Here is a 21,942-nt window from a genome sequence, read left to right as displayed (position 1 = left end):
CACGTCGTCACGGTCGACGGTCAGGTCATCGGCGAAATGCCGGTCGCCAGTGGCGTCGGGCACATACTTCACAGTGACAACGATCCTCAAGCTCAAGGTTCTTTCTCCTCAACGGTGTTGGGCGGGCATCACGGGCCGCTGCGCCGCAGCCGCACGCGGTACGAGTAGTGCTCGGGAAGGAAGTGGCTGATGGCGAGTTCGACGGCCTGTCCGGCCACGGTCTGGTAGACGCGGTCGACGCGCAGCAGGGCGCGGCCCGGTGCGCAGCCCAGGTGCCGGGCGATGTCCGGCGTGGCCTCGGCGACGGTGATGCTCTGTTCCGCCCCGGCGATCGGTTCCGGCAGTCGCTGGTCGAGCAGGCCGATGACGGTGAACGCGTTGGGTGTGCCCGGCAGCGTCAACTCCGTGACCGGCTCCAGGAGTCGGCCGACGGAGGGCGGCAGCCAGACCGAGGTGTGGCAGAACGCGACATCCTCGTGCAGCCGGAGGAAGGCCAGCTTGTGCACCTGGTCCGTGCGCAGACCCAGCCGGCCCGCCGCGTCGACGTCGACCCGCCGGTGCAGCGGTGTGACGACGTCCATGCGGGTGTCGATGGACAGCCCCATCAGGTCGTCCACCGAGCCGAACTGCCGTAGGTACTGCTCCTCCCGTGGCGTGGCGAACGTCCCGCGCCCCGGCACCCGGTACACCAGCCCCTCCGTGACCAGGTCCTGGAACGCCCGCCGTACCGTCTGCCGGCTCACCCCGTACGTCCCGGCCAGCTCGGCCTCCGTCGGCAGCCGCACCCCGTCCGGGTAGTCGTGCCGGAGGACGGCCGCCCGCAGCTCCCGCGCAAGCCGGAAGTACGTGCTTTCGCGTTGCCTCTCCCGCTGGGGCTGCTCAGCCACCGTGGCCGCCGGGGATGCGCACCGCGTCGAGCGCGGTCTCCACGGCCGTCTCGGACGCGAAGGAGTTGGCCATGTCCGCCTCCATCTCGTCCCGTCGCCCGGCCGACTGATCCATTGTTCAGATTTGTACGGCCAAATCTCCGGCCATGTCAACGACCCCAGTGCTGCTACGACCTGTGCCTTTCCGCACTCCCTCGATGTGTCGGGGGCCACACCCGCGCACGGCGTGGGATTTGTACGCAGCAGTACAGGCGCCCTCGAAGCGACCGACGAGGGGCGGCCACCCGAGGGCGAACACTTGAGGGGTCCGGGTGCGAAAGAAGCTTTCTTCAGGCCTCGCGGCTCGGATCGCACAGCACCATGACCGCGCGGGCGACGAGTTCGCCGGCGCCGCCGAGTTCCTGGCGGTAGCGGCCCGTGATGCCGCGTACGGTCTCCGCGAAGGCCGGGTCGGCGGCGCGGGCGCGGGCCGGGGCGGGGAGGTCCTGGGCCATCGCGCGGCGCCGGGCGAGGAGCGCGATGATCTCGTCGTCGAGGCGCTCGAGCCGGGCCAGGGACAGGTCCGCCGTCGGGTCCGCGGTGCGGTTCGTCGTCACGGGAGATCTCCGTTCTCCAGGGCGGGAACCCGGGCGTGGTTCCCGTCGGCCTTCATCGCAGTCGGTCCTTCATCACTTTGCCCGTGGCGTTGAGCGGCAACTCCTCGCGGAACTCCACGGACCGGGGCACCTTGAACCCGGCCATGCGCTCGCGGCTCCAGGCGATCAGCTCCGCCTCGGTCACCGGCCCGTGCCGCACCACGAACGCCTTGCCGACCTGCCCCATCCGCGGGTCCGGCACGCCGATCACCGCGACCTGGGCCACGGCCGGGTGCCGGAGCAGGAAGCCCTCGATCTCCGCCGGGTAGGCGTTGAAGCCGCCGACGAGGAACATGTCCTTCTTGCGGCCCACGATCCTCAGGTAACCCCGGCCGTCCAGGGTTCCGAGGTCGCCGGTGTGCAGCCAGCCGTCCTCGTCCACGGCCTCGGCGGTCGCCGCCGGGTCGTCCAGGTATCCGCGCATCACGCTGTAGCCGCGCACCAGCACCTCGCCGTCACCGGCGACGCGGATCTCCACGCCGTCGCAGGGGGTGCCGACGGTGGTCGCGATGTCCTCGAAGGAGTCGCCGGGGCGGGAGGCGGTCACCGTGCCCGCCTCCGAGAGGCCGTAGCCCGTCATGATCGAGCGGAAGGGGAGTTCCTCGCTGATCCGGCGGATGAGCTCGACGGGGATGTCGGCCGCGCCGGTGACGGCGCAGCGCAGGGAGGACAGGTTCCGGCCGCCCTTGGCCCGGGCCTCCAGGAGGGAGTGGTAGAGGGTCGGCGGCCCCGGCAGCATCGTCACCCGTTCCCGCTCGACCAGGTCGAGCACCTGCTCCACGTCGAAGACCGGCACGGGCAGGATCGTCGCGCCGCGGATCAGGGAGGCGATGCAGCCCGCCTTGTAGCCGAAGATGTGGAAGAACGGATTGACGATCAGGTAGCGGTCGCCCGTGCGCAGATCGGCGAGGTCGCACCACTCCTCGTACAGGCGCAGCGTCTGGGCGTGGGTCATCAGGACGCCCTTGGGGCGGCCCGTCGTCCCCGAGGTGAAGACGATGTCCGCCACGTCGTCACCGCCGACGTGCCGTTCGAGGGGCGAACCGCCGTCCAGGAAACCGGACTTGAGGTCGATCACCGGCACGCCGGGCGGCCCGGTGAACTCCAGCCCCAGGAAGCCCTGTTGGACCAGTACGGCCTTGGCGCCGCTGCGGACGACGATGTCGTGCGCCTCGGCCGCCTTGAACCGGGTGTTGACCGGGACGAGCACCCCGCCGGCGGTCAGCAGCCCGAACGCGGCCACGATCCACTCGGCGGAGTTGGGCGCCCAGATCGCCACCCGGTCGCCCCTGCCGACCCCCAGTGCGGCGAAGGCGCCCGCCGCCACCCGTACCCGCTCGGCGAGCTGGGCGAAGGTGAGGCGCAGCGGTCCGTCCACGACCGCCTCGGCGTCACCGAAGCGGTCGGCCGCGCTCAGCACCATCCGGGGGATGGTCTCCCACCTCACGAGAGTCGCCCTCTCCTGCTCAGGCCGGGATCAGCCGGGAGAGGTTGCCGCCCATGATCTTCGCCTGGTCGGCCGCGCCGAGCCCCTGGATGGCGTTCACGTAGGAGGTCGGCTGGGCCAGGCCCTCCGGATGCGGGTAGTCCGAGCCGAACAGCACCCGGTCGACGCCGATGAGGTCGACCAGTTCGCCCAGGTTCTCCTCGTAGAACGGGCTGACGTGGATGCTGTCCTTGACGGCCTGTACCGGGTCGCCGAGGAACTGCTCCGGCATCTTCTTGTGGACGTCGGCGAGTTGGTCGAGCAGCGGGGCCACCCAGGACGAGCCGTTCTCGATGAGGGCGATCTTCAGCTCGGGGAAGCGGAACAGCGCGCCGTGGCAGACCCAGGAGGCCACCGCGTCCTGGATCGGCCGCCACTCGTTCACCTGGCGGAAGGCGTTCGACTTGAACGGCAGCATCTCGGCGGAGGTGCCCTCCCAGTCGTTCGCGTACCGGGAGTACCCGCTGTCGGAGGAGTGCATCGCGACCAGCACGCCGGTCTCCACGACCCGCTTCCAGAACGGGTCGAACTCCTCCATCGCGAAGGAGCGTGAGCCGCCGTACCCGGGCACCGGGGCGGGCCGGACGAGAATCGCCTTCGCGCCGCGCTCCACGGCCCAGTTCAGCTCCGCGATCGCCTTCTCGACGATGGGGAGGGTGATCACGGGGGTGGTGAAGATACGGTCCTTGTAGTTGAAGGACCAGGTCGCGTGCAGCCACTCGTTGAGCGAGTGGATGACGGCGTGGATGAGCTCCGGGTGGTGCCGCATCCGCTCCTCGATCAGGCTCGCCAGCGTCGGGAACATCAGCGTGCGCTGCACACCGAGTTCGTCGAGGAGCTCCAGGCGCGGGCCGGGTTCACGGTACGCGGGGATCGAGCGCATCGGCTCCCCGAAGATCTCCCGGCGGGACTTGCCGTCCGGGTTGCCGATCCGGAAGTACTCCTCCATCGCGCCGGGCCGGGCGACCACCTCGAAGGTGGGGTTCGGGATGTACTCGCTGATCTGGCCGAGGATCGCGATCTTCGTACGGCCGCGGACCTGCACGTACTCGATCGCTCCCGCGTACTGCTTCGGGAGGAACCTGGTCAGCGCCTCCTCGGTCTCGTACAGGTGGTTGTCCGCGTCGAAGAGCGGATACGGCAGCGCAGGCGACGACATGAGACCCTCCTTTGCGATTTGAGAGAATGCTATTCTCTTCAGGTGCCTACGGCAATGTCCTGACGGAGCCGGAACTTCTGCACCTTGCCGCTCGCCGTCCGCGGGAACTCCGCCACCTGGTGCAACTCCTCCGGCCACTTCTGCCGGGCCAGCCCCGCCCGCTCGAAGTGCGCCCGCATCGCGTCGAGGCCGGGCAGCGGGTGTCCGGGCAGCATCCGCAGGAACCCGGCCGCGTGTTCGCCGAGCCGGGCGTCGGGGGCGGCGACGACCGCGGCCTCCGCGACCCCGGGCATGGCGAGGAGGGCCTCCTCGACCTCCAGCGCGCTGATGTTCTCGCCGCCCCGGATGATCAGGTCCGCCTTGCGGCCGGTGATCGTGAGATACCCGTCCTCGTCCAACTCGCCGAGGTCGCCGGTGCGGTACCAGCCGTCCTCGTCGAACGCCCGCGCCGTCAGGGCCGGATCGGTGTAGCCGAGGCACAGGTCCGGGCCCCGGCTGAGGATCTCGCCGTCCTCGGCCAGCCGGATCTCGACACCGGACAGCGTGGTGCCGTCCGTGAACAGTCGCTTGGGCTCCGGGGTGTCGTGCCGGGACGAGGTGATCGAGGGATGCTCGGTGCTGCCGTACGCCCGGAACACCCGGATCCCGAGGCCGGCCAGCCGGGTGGTGACGGCCGCCGGCACGGACGAGCCGCCGAGCCCCGCGTACCGCAGGTACCGCAGGTGCTCCGCGGTGAAGTCCGGGTGGTCGAGAAGGCTGGTGACGTAGTACGGCGCCCCGCCCCCGATGTGCAGCCGGTGCTCCCGCATCAGCCGCAGGGCCCCGGCCGGGTCCCAGACGTCGGTGAGGTGCACGGGGGTGCCGTCCAGGACGGGGATCAGGAACGCGTTCACCATGCCGATGAAGTGGCCCACCGGGGCGGCGGTGAGCTGGCGGCCGCGGTCCGGCGGGTAGCTCGCGGCGAGTTGCCGGGTCTCGTGGCCCAGGGTCTGGTGACTGTGCACGACGCCCTTCGGGTCGCGGGTCGTACCGGAGGTGAAGGCGATCAGGGCGGGGGCGGCCGGATCCGCCGGGAGCGACTCCGTGAGCGGCTCGTCGCCGAGCAGCGCGTCGAAGTCCCGGCCCACCACCCCGACCACCGGCACGTCCGCGCACAGGTCCGGCCGGAACTCCAGCCGCCCGAACCGCTCGGCGGTGACGAAGACGCGCGGCCGGACGGCGTCGAGGATGTAGCCGACCTCCTTGCGCCCGTAGAAGTGCACGATCGGCACGACGGCCGTCCCGAGGAGCGCCGAGGCCCAGAACACCGCGGCGGCCTCCATCCAGTTGGGCAGCTGGAAGGCCACCGCGTCGCCCGGCCCCACGCCCCGCTCCCGCAGCCCGCCAGCCAGCCGCCGCGCGACCGCTTCGACGTCCCGGAAGGTGCCCGCCCAGGGGCGGGCGGCCGAGTGCACCCGGAACTCGGTGTCCGGCGCCGCCGCCAGGCCCCGGGTCAGCAGGTCGCCGACCGTCTCCCTGGTCCACCAGCCCTCGGCTGCGTAACGCTCGGTCAACTCGACGGGGATCTTTCGCATCTGCGGCTACCTCCACTGCGACGGGCGGCTCTTCGAGGCGTCGGGCTTGCGGCGCTCAGCGGCGCATACGTTATTCTCGCTATTGGAGAATGCCAATATCGTCAGAGGGGAATCACGTGATCGACCTCGCGCGGGACGACGACGGCCTGGCCGTCCTCACGATCGACCGCCCCCATGCCCGCAACGCCATCTCGCTCGCCACGATGGACGAGCTGGAGAAGGCGCTGGACGCGGCGGCCGGCGCGCGGGCGCTGGTGATCAGGGGAGCGGGGGACCGGGCGTTCGTCTCCGGCGGAGACCTCAAGGAACTCGCCGCGATCCGCACCGAGGAGGACGCGGCCGCCATGGCCTGGCGGATGCGCGGCCTCTGCGACCGCATCGCCGGCTTTCCCGCGCCCGTCGTCGCCGCGCTCAACGGCCATGCGCTGGGCGGCGGGGCCGAGGTCGCCGTCGCCGCCGACATCCGGGTCGCGGCCGACGACATTCGGATCGGCTTCACCCAGGTGACCCTCGCGATCATGCCCGCCTGGGGCGGCGCCGAGCGGCTCGCCGCCCTGGTCGGCCGTGGCCGGGCCCTGCTGCTCGCGGGCACCGGCGCCGTCCTCGACGCCGCCGAGGCGGAGCGGGTGGGCCTGGTGGACCGGGTGGTGCCGCGCGCCTCCTTCGAGACGGAATGGCGCGCTCTGGCGCGTACCCTCGCCACCGGTCCCGCCGCGGAGATCAAACACGTGCTGGACGACGGTACTTCGGCGGACGACGCGGTGCGCGCCTTCGCCCGGCTGTGGGCCGCGGACACGCACTGGGAGGCCGCGGACCGGGCGCTCAACCGCCGGAAGTGACCTGCCCGGCCCGGCCTCGCGCGTGCCCGGCCCGACTTGAGGCGTGCCCGGCCCGGCCTCGGGCGTCTCGTCACGGCGCCATCATCGGCGCGGTGACGAGACGCGCGCGACGGTAAGGACACACCGAATGCGTCACACACCGCGCACACCGCATGCATGGAAGGCCGGACCGGGGCTCAGGTGTTGCGGCCCCCGTTCACCCCGATCACCTGCCCGGTGATGTATCCGGCCTCCTCGGACACCAGGAACGAGCACGCGGCCGCGATGTCCTCGGGGCGCCCAGGACGCCGTACCGGTGTCAGCTCCGCGTGGTGGTCCACCGACCCGCCCAGCAGGCCGCGTTCCTCGGAGGCCCGCAGCATCGGGGTGTCGATGAAGCCGGGCGGGATGGTGTTCACGGTGATCCCGGCCGGACCCAGCTCCAGCGCCAGGGACTTGGTGAAGCCGACCAGGCCGGCCTTCGAGGCGACGTAGTGCGCCATGTACGGCTGTCCCGAATGCGTACTGGACGACGAGATGTTCACGATCCGCCCCCAGCCGGCCTCCTTCATGTCGGGCACGACCGCCTGGCAGAGGTAGAACGGGCCGTTGAGGTTCACGGCCATGATCCGGTCCCAGGTCTCGTCGGTGATCTTCAGGAAGGGGCCGAACCCGCTGACGCCCGCGTTGTTGACGAGCACCAGCACCGGCCCGCCCAGCGCGTCCCGCACCCGCTGCGCGGCGGCGTTCACCTGCGCCCGGTCGGACACGTCCACGCCCCCGAAGGCGACCGCCTCGTGCCCCTTCTGCCGTGCCTCCTCGGCGACCTGCTCGGCCGCGTCTGCGTTGAGGTCGAGTACGGCCGTGGCGAAACCGTCCTCGGCGAGCCGCTGGGCGATGGCGCGGCCGATACCCGAGCCGCCGCCCGTGACGAGCGCCGTTCGCCGCTCGCTCATACGACCGCCTCCTCGCCGAGCAGGGACGTGCGGTGCATCAGCCGGGACGAGGTGGGGCCGTACGGCAGCGCCCGGTGCAGCATCCCGGTGTTGTCCCAGATGACGAGGTCGCCCTGGCGCCAGCGGTGGCGCAGGGTGAAGCGGGGCTGGGTCGCCCAGTCGAGGAGCCGGTCCAGCAGCCTGCGGCCCTCGTCCGGCGGCCGGTCGGTCACCTCGCCCGCCGTCGCCCCGATCAGCAGCGACCTGCGGCCGCTGCGCCGGGTCCACACCAGCGGGTGCTCGCGAGCCGGGTTGCGGTCCCAGGCCGCCCGCTCCTTCGATGACGGGTCCGGTGTCACCAGAAGCTGCGAGGCCGCGAAGCTGTGCACGACGCGCAGGCCGTCCAGTTCCTTCCGCTCCGCCTCGGGCAGCGCCTCGTACGCGGCGAAGGTGTTGGCGAACTCGGTGTCGCCGTCGCCGTCCCCCGACACCTGCCGTGCCGTCAGCAGCGTCGCCTTGCTCGGTATCCGCTGTGTCGTGCCGTCGATGTGCCAGAAGAAGGTGGACTCGCGGTAGGCGGCCAGCGGGCTCTTCGCCGGGTCCCGGGTGATCCGCTGGATCTCGCGGTGCGTGGGATGGCCGCCCATCGGCAGCGGGACGACCTCGCCGAGCAGCCGGCCGAAGGCGACCAGATCGTCGTCGTCGATACCGGCCTCGCGGTAGATCACCACCCCGCGCCGCTCCAGCGCGGCCAGACATTCCTCCGCGACGCCCCGGTCGACCAGCCGGTTCCCGGAGAGGCCGGTGATCTCCACACCGGTGGTGGGGGTGAGTTCGGTGACGGTGACGGGCATATGGGTGCGGCCCTTCTTCTCGTTGCGGCAAGGTGCGTCTCGATGGGCGAGAGCCAGGCTCTCTGCGGTGCGGGCAAGGGCGGTCGAAGCGCGGCTACGTCACCGCCCCCGCCGCCTTCAGGGCCAGAATCCGCTCCCAGTCCAGCCCCAGCTCCAGCAGGACCTCCTCGGTCTGGGCCGCGAACTCCGGGGCAGGGCCCAGCCGGGGCGCGGTCACGTCGAACTGCACGGGGTTCGCGGCGAGTTCGAGCTCGCCGGCCCGTACGAGGTACTCGTTCGCCCGGACCTGTGCGTCCGAACCGACCTGTAGCGAGTCCTGCACGGGCGCCCACGGGCCGGCCAGCGTCGCGAAGCGCTCGGTCCACTCGGCGAGCGTGCCCGTGGCGATCACCTCGCGCAGGATCCCGACGGCCTCCGCCGTGTGCGCGGCGATCAGTTCGGCGCTCGCGAACCGCGGATCCTCCGCCAGTTCGGGCCGGCCGATGTGCCGGCACACGTCCGCCCAGAACTTGCCCGGCTGCATCATCACGAACGCCAGACAGCGGTCGTCGGCCGTGCGGTACAGCCCGGACAGCGGGTTGGTGGGGGAGCCGTGCGCCCCGGTGGGCGGCGCGACCATCGGCCGGTCCAGCCGGAGCGACAGGGCGATCCCGTGACCCAGGGCCCACACCCCGCTGCCCAGCAACGAGACGTCCACGACGGACGGTTCGCCCGTGCGTTCGCGCTTCAGCAGGGCGGCGGCGATGCCCCCGGCGAGGTTCGTGCCGGAGATGGTGTCCCCGTAGGCCGGGCCGGGCGGCGGGATCATGCCGGGCGTGCCGGGCGGCGTGAGGCTGGCCGCCGTACCGGCGCGGGCCCAGAACGCGGTCATGTCGTACCCGCCCTTGTCCGCCTCCCCGCCGCGCGGGCCGAGCGCGCTGCCCCGGGCGTAGACGATCCGCGGGTTGACCTCGCGGATGTCCTCGACGTCGATGCCGAACCTCTGCCGCGCCGACGGCAGGAAGCTGGTCAGGAACACGTCCGCGCGCCGGGCCAGTTCGTACAGCACCTCCCGGCCCTCGGACCGCGCCATGTCCAGGCCGATGCTGCGCTTGCCCCGGTTGGCGTGCTCGATGTTGGGGTTGGGGTCGCCCTCTATCTTGAACGTGCCGGTCTGCCGCAGTCCGCGCTGAGGATCGCCGTTGACCGCGTGCTCGACCTTGATGACGTCCGCGCCCCAGTCGGCGAGCACGGCCCCGGCGGACGGGACGAACCCGTACATCGCCACTTCCAGAATCCGTATCCCGGCCAGCGGGCCGTCGCCGCTCATCCGGTCACTTCCCCGCAGGTCCTGCGCTCCATGAACTCCTCCAGACCGTGGACGCGACCACCACCGGTGGAAATTGGGTTCTCGATTTTGAGAACCATACCGGGGAACGGCTGGAAGGGCACCACCCCGGAGTCGCGCCGCTGCTTCTGTCGCGCCGTGACACAAAGTCGTTACGCGGGACTTCCGGGCACCCATCGGTGAAAGTATGGTTCTCGCATCCGGAAGGGAGATTCTTGTGATTGGAGTCGTGGGCGCCGGTCGGATGGGCCTGCCGATGGTGCGACGGCTTTCCGAGGCCGGTCACACGGTGCGGGTGGCCGCCCGGTCGGAGGCGGCCCGTGGGGCCCTCACCAGGGAACCCGCGCAGCTCGTCCCCGAGGTCGCGGGGGTCGGCGCGGGGGCCGACGCCGTGCTGGTGTGCGTCCGTACCGACGAGCAGGTGCGCGAGGTCTGCCTCGCGAGCGGGCTGTTGGACGCGATGCCGGCCGGCAGCACCCTCGTCGTCCACACCACCGCGAGTCCGCACACCGTCGAGGCCGTGGCGCACCGGGCGGCGCCCCGCGGCATCGGCGTCGTCGACGCACCGGTCAGCGGCGGCCCGCCGGACGTGGCGGCCGGCCGGATCACCCTCTACGTCGGCGGCGCCCAGGACACGGTCGCCCGCATCCGGCCGGTCCTGCGCGCCTACGGCGACCCGGTGCTGCACGTCGGCCCGCTCGGTGCAGGGCAGCGCGTGAAACTCGTCAACAACACCGTCTTCGCCGCCCAGATCGGACTGCTCGCCCACGCCGCGCGGCTCGGCCGCCAACTGGGCCTGGACGAGCGGCTCCTGCTGGACGCCCTCACCCACGGCAGCGCGTCGAGCCGCGCCCTCACGGGCGTCGTACGCCACGGATCGGTCGCCGAATTCGCAAGGTCCACGGCCGAGTTCCTCGGCAAGGACCTCGACGTCGTACACACGGTCGCCGGCGAACTCGGTGCCGAACTCGGCGCCCTCGCCCCGGCCCTCGGCGCCCTGACCGGCGTACTCGCCCCCTCGGGCACCAGCTGACCGACACCGGCGCTCACCAGTGGAAGAACAACCACACGCGACCGGAGAACAACCACGGAAGAAGGGACACCGCTGATGGGACGAGTCGAGGGCAAGGTCGCGTTCATCACCGGCGCGGCGCGCGGGCAGGGCCGCAGTCACGCCCTGCGCCTGGCCGAGGAGGGCGCCGACATCATCGCGGTGGACATCTGCCGCGACTTCGAGACGGTCCGCTACCCGATGGCCACCCCCGAGGACCTCAAGGAGACCGTCCGCCTGGTCGAGGAACAGGGCCGGCGGATCGTCGCCCGCCAGGCGGACGTCCGTGACACCGCCCAGCTGCGCGAGGCGCTGGCGGCGGGCCTGGAGCGGCTCGGCGGTCTGGACATCGTGGTCGCCCAGGCCGGAATCGCCCCGCTGCGCGGCGAACCCAAGATGCAGGCCTGGTGCGACGCCGTCGACGTCGACCTGATCGGCACCATCAACACCATCCAGGTCTGCCTGCCGCACCTGCGCGAGGGCGCCTCCGTCATCGCCACCGGCTCGACCGCCGCCCTGATGGACCACGGCATCGTCCAGACGCCGGGCTCCAACCCGGGCGGCGCGGGCTACGCGTTCGCCAAGCGGGCGCTGTCCGAGTACGTCCACGAACTCGCCCGCAACCTCGCCCCGTTGCGGCAGCGCGCCAACGTCCTGCACCCCACCAACGTCGACACGCACATGCTGCAGAACGAGTCGATGTACGAGTCCTTCCGGCCCGACCTCGCCCACCCCACCCGCGAGGACGCCGAGCCGTCCTTCGCCGTGCAGCAGGCCATGCCGATCCCGTACGTCGAACCCCGCGACATCAGCAACGCCCTGCTCTTCCTCGCCTCCGACGAGGCCCGCTACATCACCGGCACCCAGCTGCGGGTGGACGCGGGCGGCTACCTCAAGTGGTACGACTGGCGCCGCTGAACCCACCAAACCCCCAGGTCAACAGGGAGATTAGCGTGAAGGTCCGGGTCGATCCGGAGCGCTGCCAGGGCCATACGCTCTGCGCGATGATCGCTCCGAAGGCATTCCAGCTCGACGACATCGACGGCCACTCCTCGGCCGTGAGCGAAGAGGTCCCGGCCGACCAGGAGGAACAGGTCCGGGAAGCCGCGCACTCCTGCCCCGAACGGGCCATCCAGCTCTCCTGAGCGGGCCGACTTCCCCGAACGCAAGGACAAGGACAGAGCCATGAGCGAGGCCGGGACCGACGACGAACGCAAGAAGCACCAGGTGCACTTCGACCGGCACACACCCGAGTACCGCACCCAGTTCGAGGACATCACCCACGAACTGCACGGCCAGTGCCCCATCGCCTGGACCGACACCCACGGCGGCCACTGGGTCGCCAGCGGCAACCGCGAGGTCTTCGAACTGGCCCGGTCCGCCGAGTTCCTCTCCAACGACCACGACGTCAAGGGCGAACGCCGCGGCTACAAGGGCATCACCATCCCCTCGCCGCCGCGCGCCCGCGAAGTGCAGGGCGGGTTCCTGGAGATGGACCCGCCCGAGCAGCGCCACTACCGCCAGACCCTCAACCCCTACCTCTCCCCGGCGGCCGTCGCCCGCTGGATCCCCTTCGTCGACGAGGTGGTCCGCGCCTGCCTCGACGAGCGGATCGAGGAGGGCAGCATCGACTTCGTCGACGACCTCGCCAACATCGTCCCGGCCGTCCTCACCCTCGCGATGATGGGCATCCCGCTGACGGACTGGACGGTCTACAACGAACCCGCCCACGCCTCCGTCTACACCCCGCCCGACTCCCCGGACATGCCACGCGTGGCCGAGATGAGCCGGAACATGGGCATGGCGCTGTACACGTCCATCCTGACGATCCGGCAGAACCCCCGGCCCGGCCTGATCGACGCCCTCGTCCGCGCCGACATCAACGGCAGCACCCCGCCCGACGAGGAACTGGTCGGCGTCCTCGCCCTGCTCATCGGCGGCGGCTTCGACACCACGACCGCGCTCACCGCGCACGCGCTGGAATGGCTGTCCGAGCATCCCGGTGAGCGGGACCGGCTCAGCCGCGAGCGGGCAACCCTGCTGGACTCGGCCACCGAGGAGTTCCTGCGCTACTTCGCCCCCGCCCCGGGCGACGGCCGTACGATCTCCGCCGACTGCGAGATCGCCGGCCAGCGGTTCGAGGAGGGTGAACGCCTGTGGCTGTCCTGGGCGATGGCCAATCGCGACCCCGCCGTCTTCGCCGACCCCGACCGGGTCCACCTGGACCGCAAGGGCAACCGGCACAGCAGCTTCGGCCTCGGCATCCACCGCTGCATCGGCTCCAACGTGGCCCGTACGGTGTTCAAGCGGATGGCGACGGCCGTGCTCGACCGGATGCCGGACTACCGCTGCGACCCCGACGGCACCGTCCACTACGAGACCATCGGCATCATCCAGGGCATGCGCCACCTCCCGGCGACCTTCACCCCCGGCAAGCGCCTCGGCCCCTCCCTCGACGAGACACTGGCGACGCTCCAGCAGGTCTGCGACGAACAGCGCCTCGCCGAACCGGTGACCGTACGCCCCGGCCGGGCGGCCAGGACCGCGGACTGAAGAGGAGCCACCCAGTGACCGCATCCTCGGGACGCCCGCTACCCCACCTCACCGACCAGAACGCGTTCTTCTGGACCTCGGGGGCGGACGGCCGGCTGCGGATCCAGGAGTGCGCCTCCTGCACCGCCCTGATCCACCCGCCCCAGCCCGTCTGCCGGTACTGCCACGGACAGGAGATGGGTGTCCGGGCCGTCTCCGGCCGCGCGACCCTCATCGGCTTCACCGTCAGCCACCGCTTCACCCTCCCCGGCCTGCCGTCGCCGTACGTCGTCGCCCAGGTCGCGCTCGAAGAGGACCCCCGGATCCGGCTCACCACCAACGCCGTCGAGTGCGACCCCGGCGAACTCGCCCTCGGCATGCGGATGGAGGCCGTCTTCGAGCGCGCAGGGGACGACGTGTGGCTGCCCCTCTTCCGGCCGGCGGCCGAGCAGGGCGACCCCGCCGAACTCCCGGACGACGAGACCGCACCCGACCAAGTGCGGCGTCACATACGGCCGATGACCACCACGGAGAAGTTCGAGGACAAGGTCGCCCTCACCGGCATCGGCGCCTCCCCGCTCGGCCGCCGGCTGATGGTCCCGCCGCTCTCCCTCACCGTCCAGGCCTGCCAGGCCGCCATCGCCGACGCCGGCCTCACCCTCGACGACATCGACGGCCTCGCCACCTATCCAGGGGCCGGACCCTACGGCGGCTTCGCCGAAGGCGGCGTCACCGCACTGGAGTCCGCCCTCGGCATCCGCCCCACCTGGCACCACGGCGGCGGCGAGACCTTCGGCCCCGGCGGCTCCCTCATCTCCGCGATGCTTGCCATCGCCGGCGGCCTCGCCCGGCACGTGCTCTGCTTCCGCACCCTCTGGGAGGCCAGCTACGCAGAACTCCTCAAGCAGGGCCGCATCGCGCCGCCCGGCGGTGCGGACCCCGGCTGGCTCAGGCCCTTCGGCGCCACCTCCGCCGCGCACACCCTCGCCCAGAACGCCCAGCGCCACATGCACCGTTACGGCACCACCCGCGAGACCCTCGGCTGGATCGCCCTCAACCAGCGCGCCAACGCCGCCCTCAACCCCACCGCCATCTACCGCGACCCGATGACGATGGACGACTACCTCCAGGCCCGCCCCATCACCACCCCCTTCGGCCTCTACGACTGCGACGTCCCCTGCGACGGAGCCGTCGCCGTCGTCGTCTCCGCCGTCGACACCGCACCCGACCTCGCCAGACCGCCCGTCCGCGTCGAGGCCGTCGGCACCCAGATCACCGAACGCCTGGAGTGGGACCAGAGCACGCTCACCCACGAACCCCAGACCCTCGGCCAGTCCGCCCACCTGTGGACCCGCACCGACCTGCGCCCCGCCGATGTCGACGTGGCCGAGCTGTACGACGGCTTCACCTTCAACTGCCTCTCCTGGATAGAGGCGTTGGGGTTCTGCGGCATCGGCGAGGCCAAGGACTTCCTGGACGGCGGCAAGAACATCGCCCGGGACGGCGTCCTGCCCCTCAACACCCACGGCGGCCAGCTCTCGCACGGCCGCACCCACGGCCTGGGCCTCGTCCACGAGGCGGTCGTCCAACTGCGCGGCGACGGCGGCGCACGCCAGGTGCCCGGGGCCAGGGTCGCCGTGGTCAGCTCCGGCGGGCTGACACCCAGCGGGGTCCTGCTGCTCAGGACGGACACGTGACCGACAACCACCCGGACGTGGTGCAAGGCGCCATAGATCTCGACGGCATCTCCCTGTCCTACCGGGCAAGTTGGGTTCCGCGGCCCCGGGCCGTCGTTCTCGCCCTGCACGGCGGCGGCACCGACTCGGCCTACTTCGACTGCCCCGGCCACCCGAGGCTCTCCCTGCTGCGCACCGGCGCCGCCCTCGGCTTCACCGTCGTCGCCCTCGACCGGCCCGGCTACGGCGCCTCCCTGCCGCACGCCCACCGGCTCACCGACCCGGCCCGGCGGGTCGACCTCGCCCACAGCGCCCTGGACCACCTGCTCGCCTCCCGCCCGGCCGGCGCGGGCGTGTTCCTCGCGGCCCACTCCGCGGGCAGCGAACTCGCGGTGCGAATGGCAGCCGACGAACGGGGACGGCACCTGCTCGGCCTGGAGATCGCCGGCACCGGACGCCACCACCACCCCCGCTCGGTCGGCTTCCTCGAACAGGGCGACGAGGACCTGCGCCGCGCCCGCGCCCGGCTGCGGGAAGCACTCTGGGGCACGGGCCACCTGTACCCGCCGGAGGTCGTCGGCGGCGCGAGCATCGCGGCCGCCTCACCCGCGTACGAGTCCGCCGCCCGCGGCTGGCGTTACGAGTTCCCCGAACTGGCCGCACGGGTGCGCATCCCCGTGCACTTCACCCTCGGCGACCACGAGGAGGTGTGGAGCTCCGGCCCCGCCGCCCTCGCCGACATCGCAAGCCTCTTCACGGCAGCACCCCGCGTGCGCGTCGACGAACAGGCCGACGCCGGGCACAATCTGAGCCTCGGTCACTCGGCCCGGGCCTATCACCTGAGAGTGCTGTCGTTCGCCGAGGAATGCGCGGTGACCCGGGAGGCGGGCCTCGCCGCACCCCCACGACAAGGGAGAGCGGGATGAACCACACCGATGCCGTCGCACTGCTGCTGCGCCTGGTCCTGGGCGTCGTCATGATCGCCCACGGTGTCAACCACTGGCGCGGCGGCGGCCGGATCGCGGGCACCGCCCGCTGGTTCACAGGGCTGGGCCTCACCCACGGCACCCTCCAGGCCTGGCTCAGCGTCGCCACCGAGACGGGCGCCGGGCTCCTCCTGCTGGCCGGCCTGTTCACCCCGCTCGCCTGCGCGGCCGTCATCTCGGTGATGCTGGTGGCGGGCCTGCTCGCACACCGGCCCAACGGCTTCTTCGTCTTCAAAGAGGGCTACGAGTACGTCCTCACCCTCGCCGTCGTCGCCCTGGCCCTGGCCGCGCTGGGCCCCGGCAGCGCCTCCCTGGACGACGCGGCCGGCCTCGACCGGGACGGCTGGACGGGCGCCGGCATCGCCCTCGGAGTGGCCGTACTCGCCACCGCCGGTCTGCTCGCCACCTTCTGGCGCCCCCGGCCCGCCCCGGAACCGGCGCCCGCCCCCGAACCCCTTGAGCAGGAGGCCGGCTGATGCGCGTCGGATTCATCGGACTCGGCAGCCAGGGCGCCCCGATGGCGCGCCGGATCGTCGACGCCGGACACGAGACGACCCTCTGGGCCCGCCGCCCCGCCACCCTCCTCCCCTTCGCCGACACCCCGGCCAAGCGCGCCGCCTCCCCGGCGGACCTGGCCGCGGCCAGCGACCTGGTCTGCGTCTGCGTCGTCGACGACGCGGACGTCGAGGAGGTCCTCACCGGCGAGCACGGCGTCCTCGCCGGACTGCGCAGGGGCGGGGTGGTCGCCGTGCACAGCACCGTCCACCCCGACACCTGCCGACGCCTAGCCGACCGCGCCCGCACCCACGGCGTCACGCTGATCGACGCCCCGGTCAGCGGTGGCGGCCCGGCGGCGGCCGAGGGACGACTGGTGGTGATGGCGGGCGGCGAGCCCGGCACGGTCGCCTACTGCCGTCCGGTGTTCGCGGCCTACGCCGACCCGGTCGTCCACATGGGCCCGCTCGGCACCGGCCAGCTGGCGAAACTCCTCAACAACGTGCTCTTCACCGCCAACCTGGGCACCGCCGCCGACACCCTCGCGCTCGGCCGGGACCTCGCGATCGACCCGGCCGCCCTCGCCCGGGTCCTCGCGCACGGCAGTGCGGCCGGCTTCGCGCTCGACCGGGTCGCGGCGGCCGGGGGCACCCTGGACCGTTTCGCCGGCCACGCCGGGCCACTGCTCCGCAAGGACGTCCGCCTGCTCGCCGACGTCACCCAGGCCGCAGGCGCCGAGCCGGACATCGTCCTGACGGCCGCCGGTGCCGCCCTCGCCCGAATGAACGGACAAGGGACAACAGAGCACGGCCGACGGCCGGTTCAGGACCGGCGATAGCGAACCCGCCCCCCGATGAGCGTCAGCCGCACCAGGTCGGCCGACGGATCCGACAGGGCCTCGGCCAGCGGCGCGGCGAGCAGGACGAGATCGGCGGCCACGCCCGGCACCAGCCGCGGCGGACGCGCGCCGGGGGAGTGGGGCGGTGCGAGGTACGCCGCCAACGCCTGGGCCGCGGTGAGGCGTTCGGCGGGGTTCGCGGTGCGCCCGCCGGGGACCCGGCGCGTGGTGGCCGCCCGGATCACGGACCACGGGTCGAGCGGCCCGTAGGGGGCGTCGCTCGACAGCGCCACCGGGACACCGGCCCGCAGGAGTGAGGCACAGCGGTACAGGTCTGCGTGCTCGTGGGGCGGGGTGCCGTCGAGGAAGTCGTCACCCCGGTCGGCGAGGAAGCCGGGCTGGGTGACCACGCCCACCCCGAGGCGTCGTACGACGGGTACGGCCTCCGCCGGAACCACGGCCGCGTGCTCGATACGGTCACCGGGAAGCACCCCGGCCTCTTCCAGCGCGGCGAGGAACAGGGCGAGGGAGACGGCCGTGACCGTGTGCGCGGCGACAGGACGGCGCTGCCGGTGTGCGGCACCTATCTCCTCGACCAGCCCGGTGAAGTCAGGCAGCCCGGAGTCCGCGAGGACGATCTTCCAGGGGCCGGGCTCCGGGCGGGCCGTCGGCGGAGTTCCGAGCGGCGCCCCGAGCAGCAGCAGCCGTTGGGGCAGACGCCCGCTGCGCGCCTCCTCGGCGAGCCTGCCGACGGAGTCGGGGGTCAGGCGCGGGGTGGCGTCGGCGACGGCCGTGAGCCCGAAACCCGCGAGTCGTCGGCCCACCTCCGCCAGGGTCGGCGCGGGAGCCTCGGGCAGCCGTGCGCGCAGCCAGTCGTCGGCCCGCCACAACCGTCCCGTCGGCCGTCCGGTGTCGTCGCGTTCGATGCCGGGGTGGCGTCCGTGCGCCAGTCCGGCCCGTTCGCCGGCCAGGGAGTTGAGTACCCACAGCGCACCGCTGCGGTGCTGTACCCGTACCGGGACGTCCGCGCGCAGTGCGTCGAGACCGGTCGCGTCCAACGACCCCGCGACCCGTTCGTCGTAGCCGATGCCCCGGACCCAGCCGTGCCGGTCCGGATCGGCACGGTGCAGCGCGGCCCGCAGCGCCGGGCGGTCGCGGACGTCCGGGGGACCGCACCGTACGGAGGAGACCGCCGCCGCCAGCGCGAAGAGGTGCAGGTGATGGTCGGTCAGGCCGGGCAGCAGGGCACCGCCCGCCGCGTCGATCTCCTCCTCACCGGGAGCCCGCACCGGTCCGGCGCCGAGTTCCTCGACCCTGCCGTCCCGGACGCGCACGGAGCACCGCCGCCCGTCGACCTCCGCGTCCCGGATCAGCAGCCCGCTCACGGCACCCGGATCCCCAGCTCGCGCAGCACGTCGGCGGTGTCGGCGCCGCTCGCCGGGGCGGTGGCGGCCGGACGGCGCGGACGCGGCGCGGACAGCGGAAACGTCGTGCCCCCGGTGTCCACCAGCCAGCCGCCGCCGTGCCCGACCACACGCGCCTCGCGCGAGCCCGACACGGAGAGACAGGCGGTCACCACGTCCGCCATCGACACCTCGCGCACCGCGCCGCCGCCTCCGGGCTGTTCGGACAGGGCGAGCGCGGCGGCGAGCAGACCGGTGAGCGGGTCGGCCACGGCGTCACCGGCGAACACGGGCAGCCCGTCCGCGTCCGTGCCGAGGAGTCCGCGGGCGGCGGCCACGTCGTCGCCGAAGCCGACCCGGCCCGAGGCCCGCCCGTACGCCGTGATCGAGATCCAGGTGCAGCCGCGGGCCGCCTCCGCCTCGGCGTCCAGCCCGAACCCCGCCAGAGCGCGGGGCCGGGAGGCCTCGACGACCACGTCCGCCCGGGCGACCAACTCGTGCAGGGCGGCACGGCCGCGCGCGTCCGCCGGGTCGAGGACGACCGAGGCATGCCCCGCGTGCAGCAGGTCGTAGAAGGCGGGATCGCCGAAGCGGGCTCCGTCCGGGCGGGACGGGGTCTCCACCTTGACCACCCTGGCCCCCGCCGTACCCAGCAGATGCGCGCACAGCGGGCCCGCCCACAGCGCGCTGAAGTCGACCACCAGCAGCCCTGCCCCGGCGCGCGGTGTGCCGGGCAGGGGGCAGGTGCGGCCGGGCCGGGGCCGGACCGCACCGCCCGCGAGGCCGAGGAGTGCCACCCGCTCGTCCAGGTCGGCGCCGTCGTGGGCGGCGAGCCAGTCGGCCAGCAGTTCCGGCAGCGCCCCGGTATCGAAATCCCGGCCGATCAGCGCGCTCCACAGCAGAGGGTCGTCCGGACGTGCGTCGGACACGGCGGCCCAGCCGTCCCCGGTGGGCAGCAGTCGGCAACTGCCGCCCACCGACAGTCGTCCGCGTCGGCCAAGCCCGCGGAGCGCGGCCCGTTCGGCCAGCAGCCGGGCCCCGTCGAGTCGGGCCCCACCGGCGGCGGAGACGTGGTCGGCCAGCCAGGTGGCGAAGGTGGCCGCGGAACCGGGAGGCAGCAGCGGGGGCCCGTCCGGGTGGCCGGTCAGCACGGGGACACCGCTGCGGGCCCAGTCCTCAGCCACGAGGGCGGCGCTGGTGTGGGCATCGGGCCAGGGACGCGCGGCCCGTGTCGCGTCGGACCCTGTCGTACCACCAGTTGCCCCGTCGGCCATGCGGGGATGGTAGATCAGAGAGGTGCCTGCGACCACAGCGATCTCCCTCACCGAACTGGCGGCCGGGGCGGCGGACGCCGACCTGCTGGACGCGCATGCCGAGCCGTCCCGGCCGCTGACGGTCGTCGACCTGGACCCGGCGACCGCGCCCACCGATGCCGACCTGGAGCGGGCGGTCCGCCGGGCCCGGGACAGCGACCGGCTGCTCGTCGGCCGCACCAGCCGACCGCAACCCGCCTGTCCCGACGCCCTGTTGAGCGCGCTGGACCTGACCCTGGTACGGGCTCCCCGCGACCGCCTCGGGGCGACGGACGCCGCCGGGCACCCGGCCACGGTCGCGGTCACGGACCCGGCCGCCGAGGCGGAGTTCCTGCGCACGCGGGCGGCGGAACAACCGCAGGCCGCCCTGGTGTTGCGCCAAGTCCTCGCCATGACCGGGAAGTTGCCGGTGTTGCAGGCCCTCGACCTGGAGTCGCTGGCGTACTCGACGTTGCTCGGCGGTGCCGGGTTCGCCGGATGGCTCGCGGCGCGCGGGCCACGGCCCGGGCCGCCGCCCGCGACACACGACCCCGTGACGGCACGCCGCGAGGGCGACCTCCTGCGGATCACGCTGGACCGGCCCGAGCGGCGCAACGCGCACGGCGCGGAACTGCGGGACGCCCTGGTCGCCGCCCTCGACATCGCCGTCTGGGACGACACCGTGCGCGAGGTGCTACTGGACGGCAACGGTCCCTGTTTCAGCTCCGGCGGCGACCTGGACGAGTTCGGCACCGCCGTGGACCTCACGGCCGCGCACCTGATCCGCACCCGGGCCGGGGCGGCGGCCCGCCTGCACGCCCTCGGCGACCGGCTCACCGCACGGATCCACGGGACCTGTGTCGGCGCGGGCATCGAACTCCCGTCCTTCGCCGCCCGGGTCGTGGCGGCCCCCGGCACCACCGTCCGGCTGCCCGAGCTGGCCATGGGCCTGATCCCCGGCGCCGGCGGCACGGTCGGCATCCCGCGCCGGATCGGCCGCCGGCGCACCCTGTACCTGGTCCTCGACGGCCGGGCCGTCCCCGCCGAACGCGCCCTGGCCTGGGGGCTGGTGGACCGGATCGAGGAGTGAGGCGGGGCCGCGCGCGGCGGCACCGCGGAGCGGAGTCAGCCCAGGCAGATGACCAGCAGGCAGAGCTGCGAGGGCGAAGACGCGGTCGCGGTCGGTGCGGGGCTCGCCGACGCTGTCGATGTCCCTGTGGTGGCGCCGGTCGTCGTGGTGGAGGTGGTGGCCGTGGGGGTGGGCGTGGCCGTCGTCACCGACGTCGCACCGGTGGTGGTTCCGGACACCGTGGCGGCGGACCGGGGCTGCGTGACGGAGACCGTCGTGTGCGTTGCGGAGGTGGCGGTGTCCTGACCGGGCGTCGGCGTGGCCTGTGGCATGCCCGTCGTCTGCTCGTGCGGGGCGTTCGCCGTGACCGAGCGGGCGGACAGGGTCTGGTCAGGCGCGCGGTGCCGGCCGGTCGGGGTCGACGCCGCCGGATCGGCGTCCGTGGCCTGCTCGTCGGCGAGGCCCATGGGCCGGTTGTCCGGGGCCGTCGCCGCCTGCGCACGGTCGGCGCCCTGCCGGTCGAGGGAGGCGACGGTCAGCCCGCCGCCGACCAGGGCGACCGCGGTGGCCACCACGGCCCGCCGCTGGTTCTTCTTCCAGCGGGCCCGCTGACGGCGCCGGGCCGCCCGACCCAGCGGTGCGGAAGGGGCGGGGCCAGGGCCGTCGTACGGGCCCTCGGCGGCCTCGTCGTCCGTTTCTTCGGCGGTCTCTTCGACGTAGGAGTCCGTGTCGAACCACGCCGTGTCGGCCGGGGCCTGCCAGGACGCCGCGCCGGTCGCCGCCGGAGCGACGACGGCACGTCGGGCGATGTCAGGGGCGTAGGCGCCGCATCCGGGGCACGCCAGGGCGCCGTTGAGGTGCCGACGGCACGAGGAGCAGTAGTCCATCCGCGGTCTTCCTGACTCGACTGCGCCAGCGGCCTCAA

Annotated in this window: 22 protein-coding genes and 1 pseudogene; 10 read left to right on the top strand and 13 right to left on the bottom strand. The window is 72.9% G+C overall.

Going from position 1 to position 21,942, the window contains the following annotated elements; all coding sequences use genetic code 11:
* From ACGF5O_RS41810 to ACGF5O_RS41780, 7 genes and pseudogenes are all read right to left on the bottom strand, one after another.
* A pseudogene (locus ACGF5O_RS41810) lies at positions 1–96 on the bottom strand (electron transfer flavoprotein subunit beta); the annotation flags it as partial.
* A 32-nt stretch (positions 97–128) separates the two neighbouring features.
* Complete coding sequence (locus tag ACGF5O_RS41805; RefSeq protein ID WP_393815171.1) at positions 129–887, bottom strand: GntR family transcriptional regulator; 759 nt, start codon at positions 885–887, stop codon at positions 129–131.
* Positions 880–1,002, bottom strand: a complete 123-nt coding sequence (locus ACGF5O_RS41800) for a hypothetical protein (protein WP_393815170.1) — start codon at positions 1,000–1,002, stop codon at positions 880–882. The genes ACGF5O_RS41805 and ACGF5O_RS41800 overlap by 8 nt, the downstream gene beginning before the upstream one ends.
* Before the next feature lie 214 nt (positions 1,003–1,216).
* On the bottom strand, positions 1,217–1,483 hold the full coding sequence (locus tag ACGF5O_RS41795; protein ID WP_393815169.1) for a hypothetical protein: 267 nt from the start codon (positions 1,481–1,483) through the stop codon (positions 1,217–1,219).
* A gap of 52 nt (positions 1,484–1,535) precedes the next feature.
* Complete coding sequence (locus tag ACGF5O_RS41790; protein WP_393815168.1) at positions 1,536–2,969, bottom strand: FadD3 family acyl-CoA ligase; 1,434 nt, start codon at positions 2,967–2,969, stop codon at positions 1,536–1,538.
* A gap of 19 nt (positions 2,970–2,988) precedes the next feature.
* Positions 2,989–4,167 (bottom strand): amidohydrolase family protein, encoded by a 1,179-nt coding sequence (locus ACGF5O_RS41785; RefSeq protein ID WP_393815167.1) that lies wholly within the window; start codon positions 4,165–4,167, stop codon positions 2,989–2,991.
* A 38-nt stretch (positions 4,168–4,205) separates the two neighbouring features.
* The gene (locus ACGF5O_RS41780; RefSeq protein ID WP_393815166.1) at positions 4,206–5,741 is read right to left on the bottom strand and encodes an AMP-binding protein; all 1,536 of its coding nucleotides are present in this window, start codon (positions 5,739–5,741) and stop codon (positions 4,206–4,208) included.
* Between the two features lie 116 nt (positions 5,742–5,857).
* Between ACGF5O_RS41780 and ACGF5O_RS41775 the strand changes: the two genes are divergently transcribed.
* Entirely contained in the window at positions 5,858–6,580 is a 723-nt protein-coding gene (locus ACGF5O_RS41775) for an enoyl-CoA hydratase/isomerase family protein (protein WP_393815165.1), read from the top strand.
* Positions 6,581–6,756: 176 nt separating this feature from the next.
* On the opposite strand, the gene ACGF5O_RS41770 is transcribed toward ACGF5O_RS41775, so the two are convergent.
* From ACGF5O_RS41770 to ACGF5O_RS41760, 3 genes are all read right to left on the bottom strand, one after another.
* A complete protein-coding gene (locus ACGF5O_RS41770) occupies positions 6,757–7,515 on the bottom strand; it encodes an SDR family NAD(P)-dependent oxidoreductase (protein ID WP_393815164.1) in 759 nt (252 codons plus the stop codon).
* On the bottom strand, positions 7,512–8,348 hold the full coding sequence (locus ACGF5O_RS41765; RefSeq protein WP_393815163.1) for a TauD/TfdA dioxygenase family protein: 837 nt from the start codon (positions 8,346–8,348) through the stop codon (positions 7,512–7,514). Before ACGF5O_RS41765 ends, ACGF5O_RS41770 begins: the two co-directional genes overlap by 4 nt.
* A gap of 94 nt (positions 8,349–8,442) precedes the next feature.
* Positions 8,443–9,657, bottom strand: a complete 1,215-nt coding sequence (locus ACGF5O_RS41760) for a CaiB/BaiF CoA transferase family protein (protein ID WP_393815162.1) — start codon at positions 9,655–9,657, stop codon at positions 8,443–8,445.
* A gap of 235 nt (positions 9,658–9,892) precedes the next feature.
* Here ACGF5O_RS41760 and ACGF5O_RS41755 point away from each other — a divergent pair, with 235 nt between their 5' ends.
* The 8 genes from ACGF5O_RS41755 (at position 9,893) to ACGF5O_RS41720 (ending at position 17,253) form a co-directional block, all read left to right on the top strand.
* Entirely contained in the window at positions 9,893–10,708 is an 816-nt protein-coding gene (locus ACGF5O_RS41755; RefSeq protein WP_393815161.1) for an NAD(P)-dependent oxidoreductase, read from the top strand.
* Positions 10,709–10,783: 75 nt separating this feature from the next.
* Entirely contained in the window at positions 10,784–11,644 is an 861-nt protein-coding gene (locus ACGF5O_RS41750) for a mycofactocin-coupled SDR family oxidoreductase (protein ID WP_393815160.1), read from the top strand.
* Entirely contained in the window at positions 11,623–11,871 is a 249-nt protein-coding gene (locus ACGF5O_RS41745) for a ferredoxin (RefSeq protein ID WP_393815159.1), read from the top strand. Before ACGF5O_RS41750 ends, ACGF5O_RS41745 begins: the two co-directional genes overlap by 22 nt.
* Before the next feature lie 40 nt (positions 11,872–11,911).
* Positions 11,912–13,279: a cytochrome P450 gene (locus ACGF5O_RS41740; RefSeq protein WP_393815158.1), complete on the top strand. Its 1,368-nt coding sequence runs from the start codon at positions 11,912–11,914 to the stop codon at positions 13,277–13,279.
* A 14-nt stretch (positions 13,280–13,293) separates the two neighbouring features.
* Complete coding sequence (locus tag ACGF5O_RS41735) at positions 13,294–14,955, top strand: OB-fold domain-containing protein (RefSeq protein WP_393815157.1); 1,662 nt, start codon at positions 13,294–13,296, stop codon at positions 14,953–14,955.
* Positions 14,952–15,860, top strand: a complete 909-nt coding sequence (locus tag ACGF5O_RS41730) for an alpha/beta hydrolase (protein WP_393815156.1) — start codon at positions 14,952–14,954, stop codon at positions 15,858–15,860. Before ACGF5O_RS41735 ends, ACGF5O_RS41730 begins: the two co-directional genes overlap by 4 nt.
* Complete coding sequence (locus ACGF5O_RS41725) at positions 15,857–16,396, top strand: DoxX family protein (protein WP_393815155.1); 540 nt, start codon at positions 15,857–15,859, stop codon at positions 16,394–16,396. The genes ACGF5O_RS41730 and ACGF5O_RS41725 overlap by 4 nt, the downstream gene beginning before the upstream one ends.
* Positions 16,396–17,253, top strand: a complete 858-nt coding sequence (locus ACGF5O_RS41720; protein ID WP_393815154.1) for an NAD(P)-dependent oxidoreductase — start codon at positions 16,396–16,398, stop codon at positions 17,251–17,253. The genes ACGF5O_RS41725 and ACGF5O_RS41720 overlap by 1 nt, the downstream gene beginning before the upstream one ends.
* On the opposite strand, the gene ACGF5O_RS41715 is transcribed toward ACGF5O_RS41720, so the two are convergent.
* Both ACGF5O_RS41715 and ACGF5O_RS41710 read right to left on the bottom strand, forming a co-directional pair.
* The gene (locus ACGF5O_RS41715) at positions 17,238–18,638 is read right to left on the bottom strand and encodes an amidohydrolase family protein (RefSeq protein WP_393815153.1); all 1,401 of its coding nucleotides are present in this window, start codon (positions 18,636–18,638) and stop codon (positions 17,238–17,240) included. The two genes, ACGF5O_RS41720 and ACGF5O_RS41715, sit on opposite strands and share 16 nt — an antisense overlap.
* Complete coding sequence (locus ACGF5O_RS41710) at positions 18,635–19,930, bottom strand: CoA transferase (protein WP_393815152.1); 1,296 nt, start codon at positions 19,928–19,930, stop codon at positions 18,635–18,637. Before ACGF5O_RS41710 ends, ACGF5O_RS41715 begins: the two co-directional genes overlap by 4 nt.
* A gap of 22 nt (positions 19,931–19,952) precedes the next feature.
* On the opposite strand from ACGF5O_RS41710, the gene ACGF5O_RS41705 reads away from it, so the two are divergent.
* Entirely contained in the window at positions 19,953–21,038 is a 1,086-nt protein-coding gene (locus ACGF5O_RS41705; RefSeq protein WP_362599413.1) for an enoyl-CoA hydratase/isomerase family protein, read from the top strand.
* 35 nt (positions 21,039–21,073) lie between these two features.
* On the opposite strand, the gene ACGF5O_RS41700 is transcribed toward ACGF5O_RS41705, so the two are convergent.
* On the bottom strand, positions 21,074–21,904 hold the full coding sequence (locus ACGF5O_RS41700) for a hypothetical protein (protein WP_393815151.1): 831 nt from the start codon (positions 21,902–21,904) through the stop codon (positions 21,074–21,076).
* Between the last annotated feature and the right edge of the window lie 38 nt (positions 21,905–21,942).

Origin of the sequence: Streptomyces sp. NPDC048291 (genome assembly GCF_043201715.1) — a bacterium.
Lineage (GTDB): Bacteria > Actinomycetota > Actinomycetes > Streptomycetales > Streptomycetaceae > Streptomyces.
The sequence above is the reverse complement of the archived record's forward strand: the minus strand, read 5'-3'. Positions and strand labels throughout refer to the sequence as shown.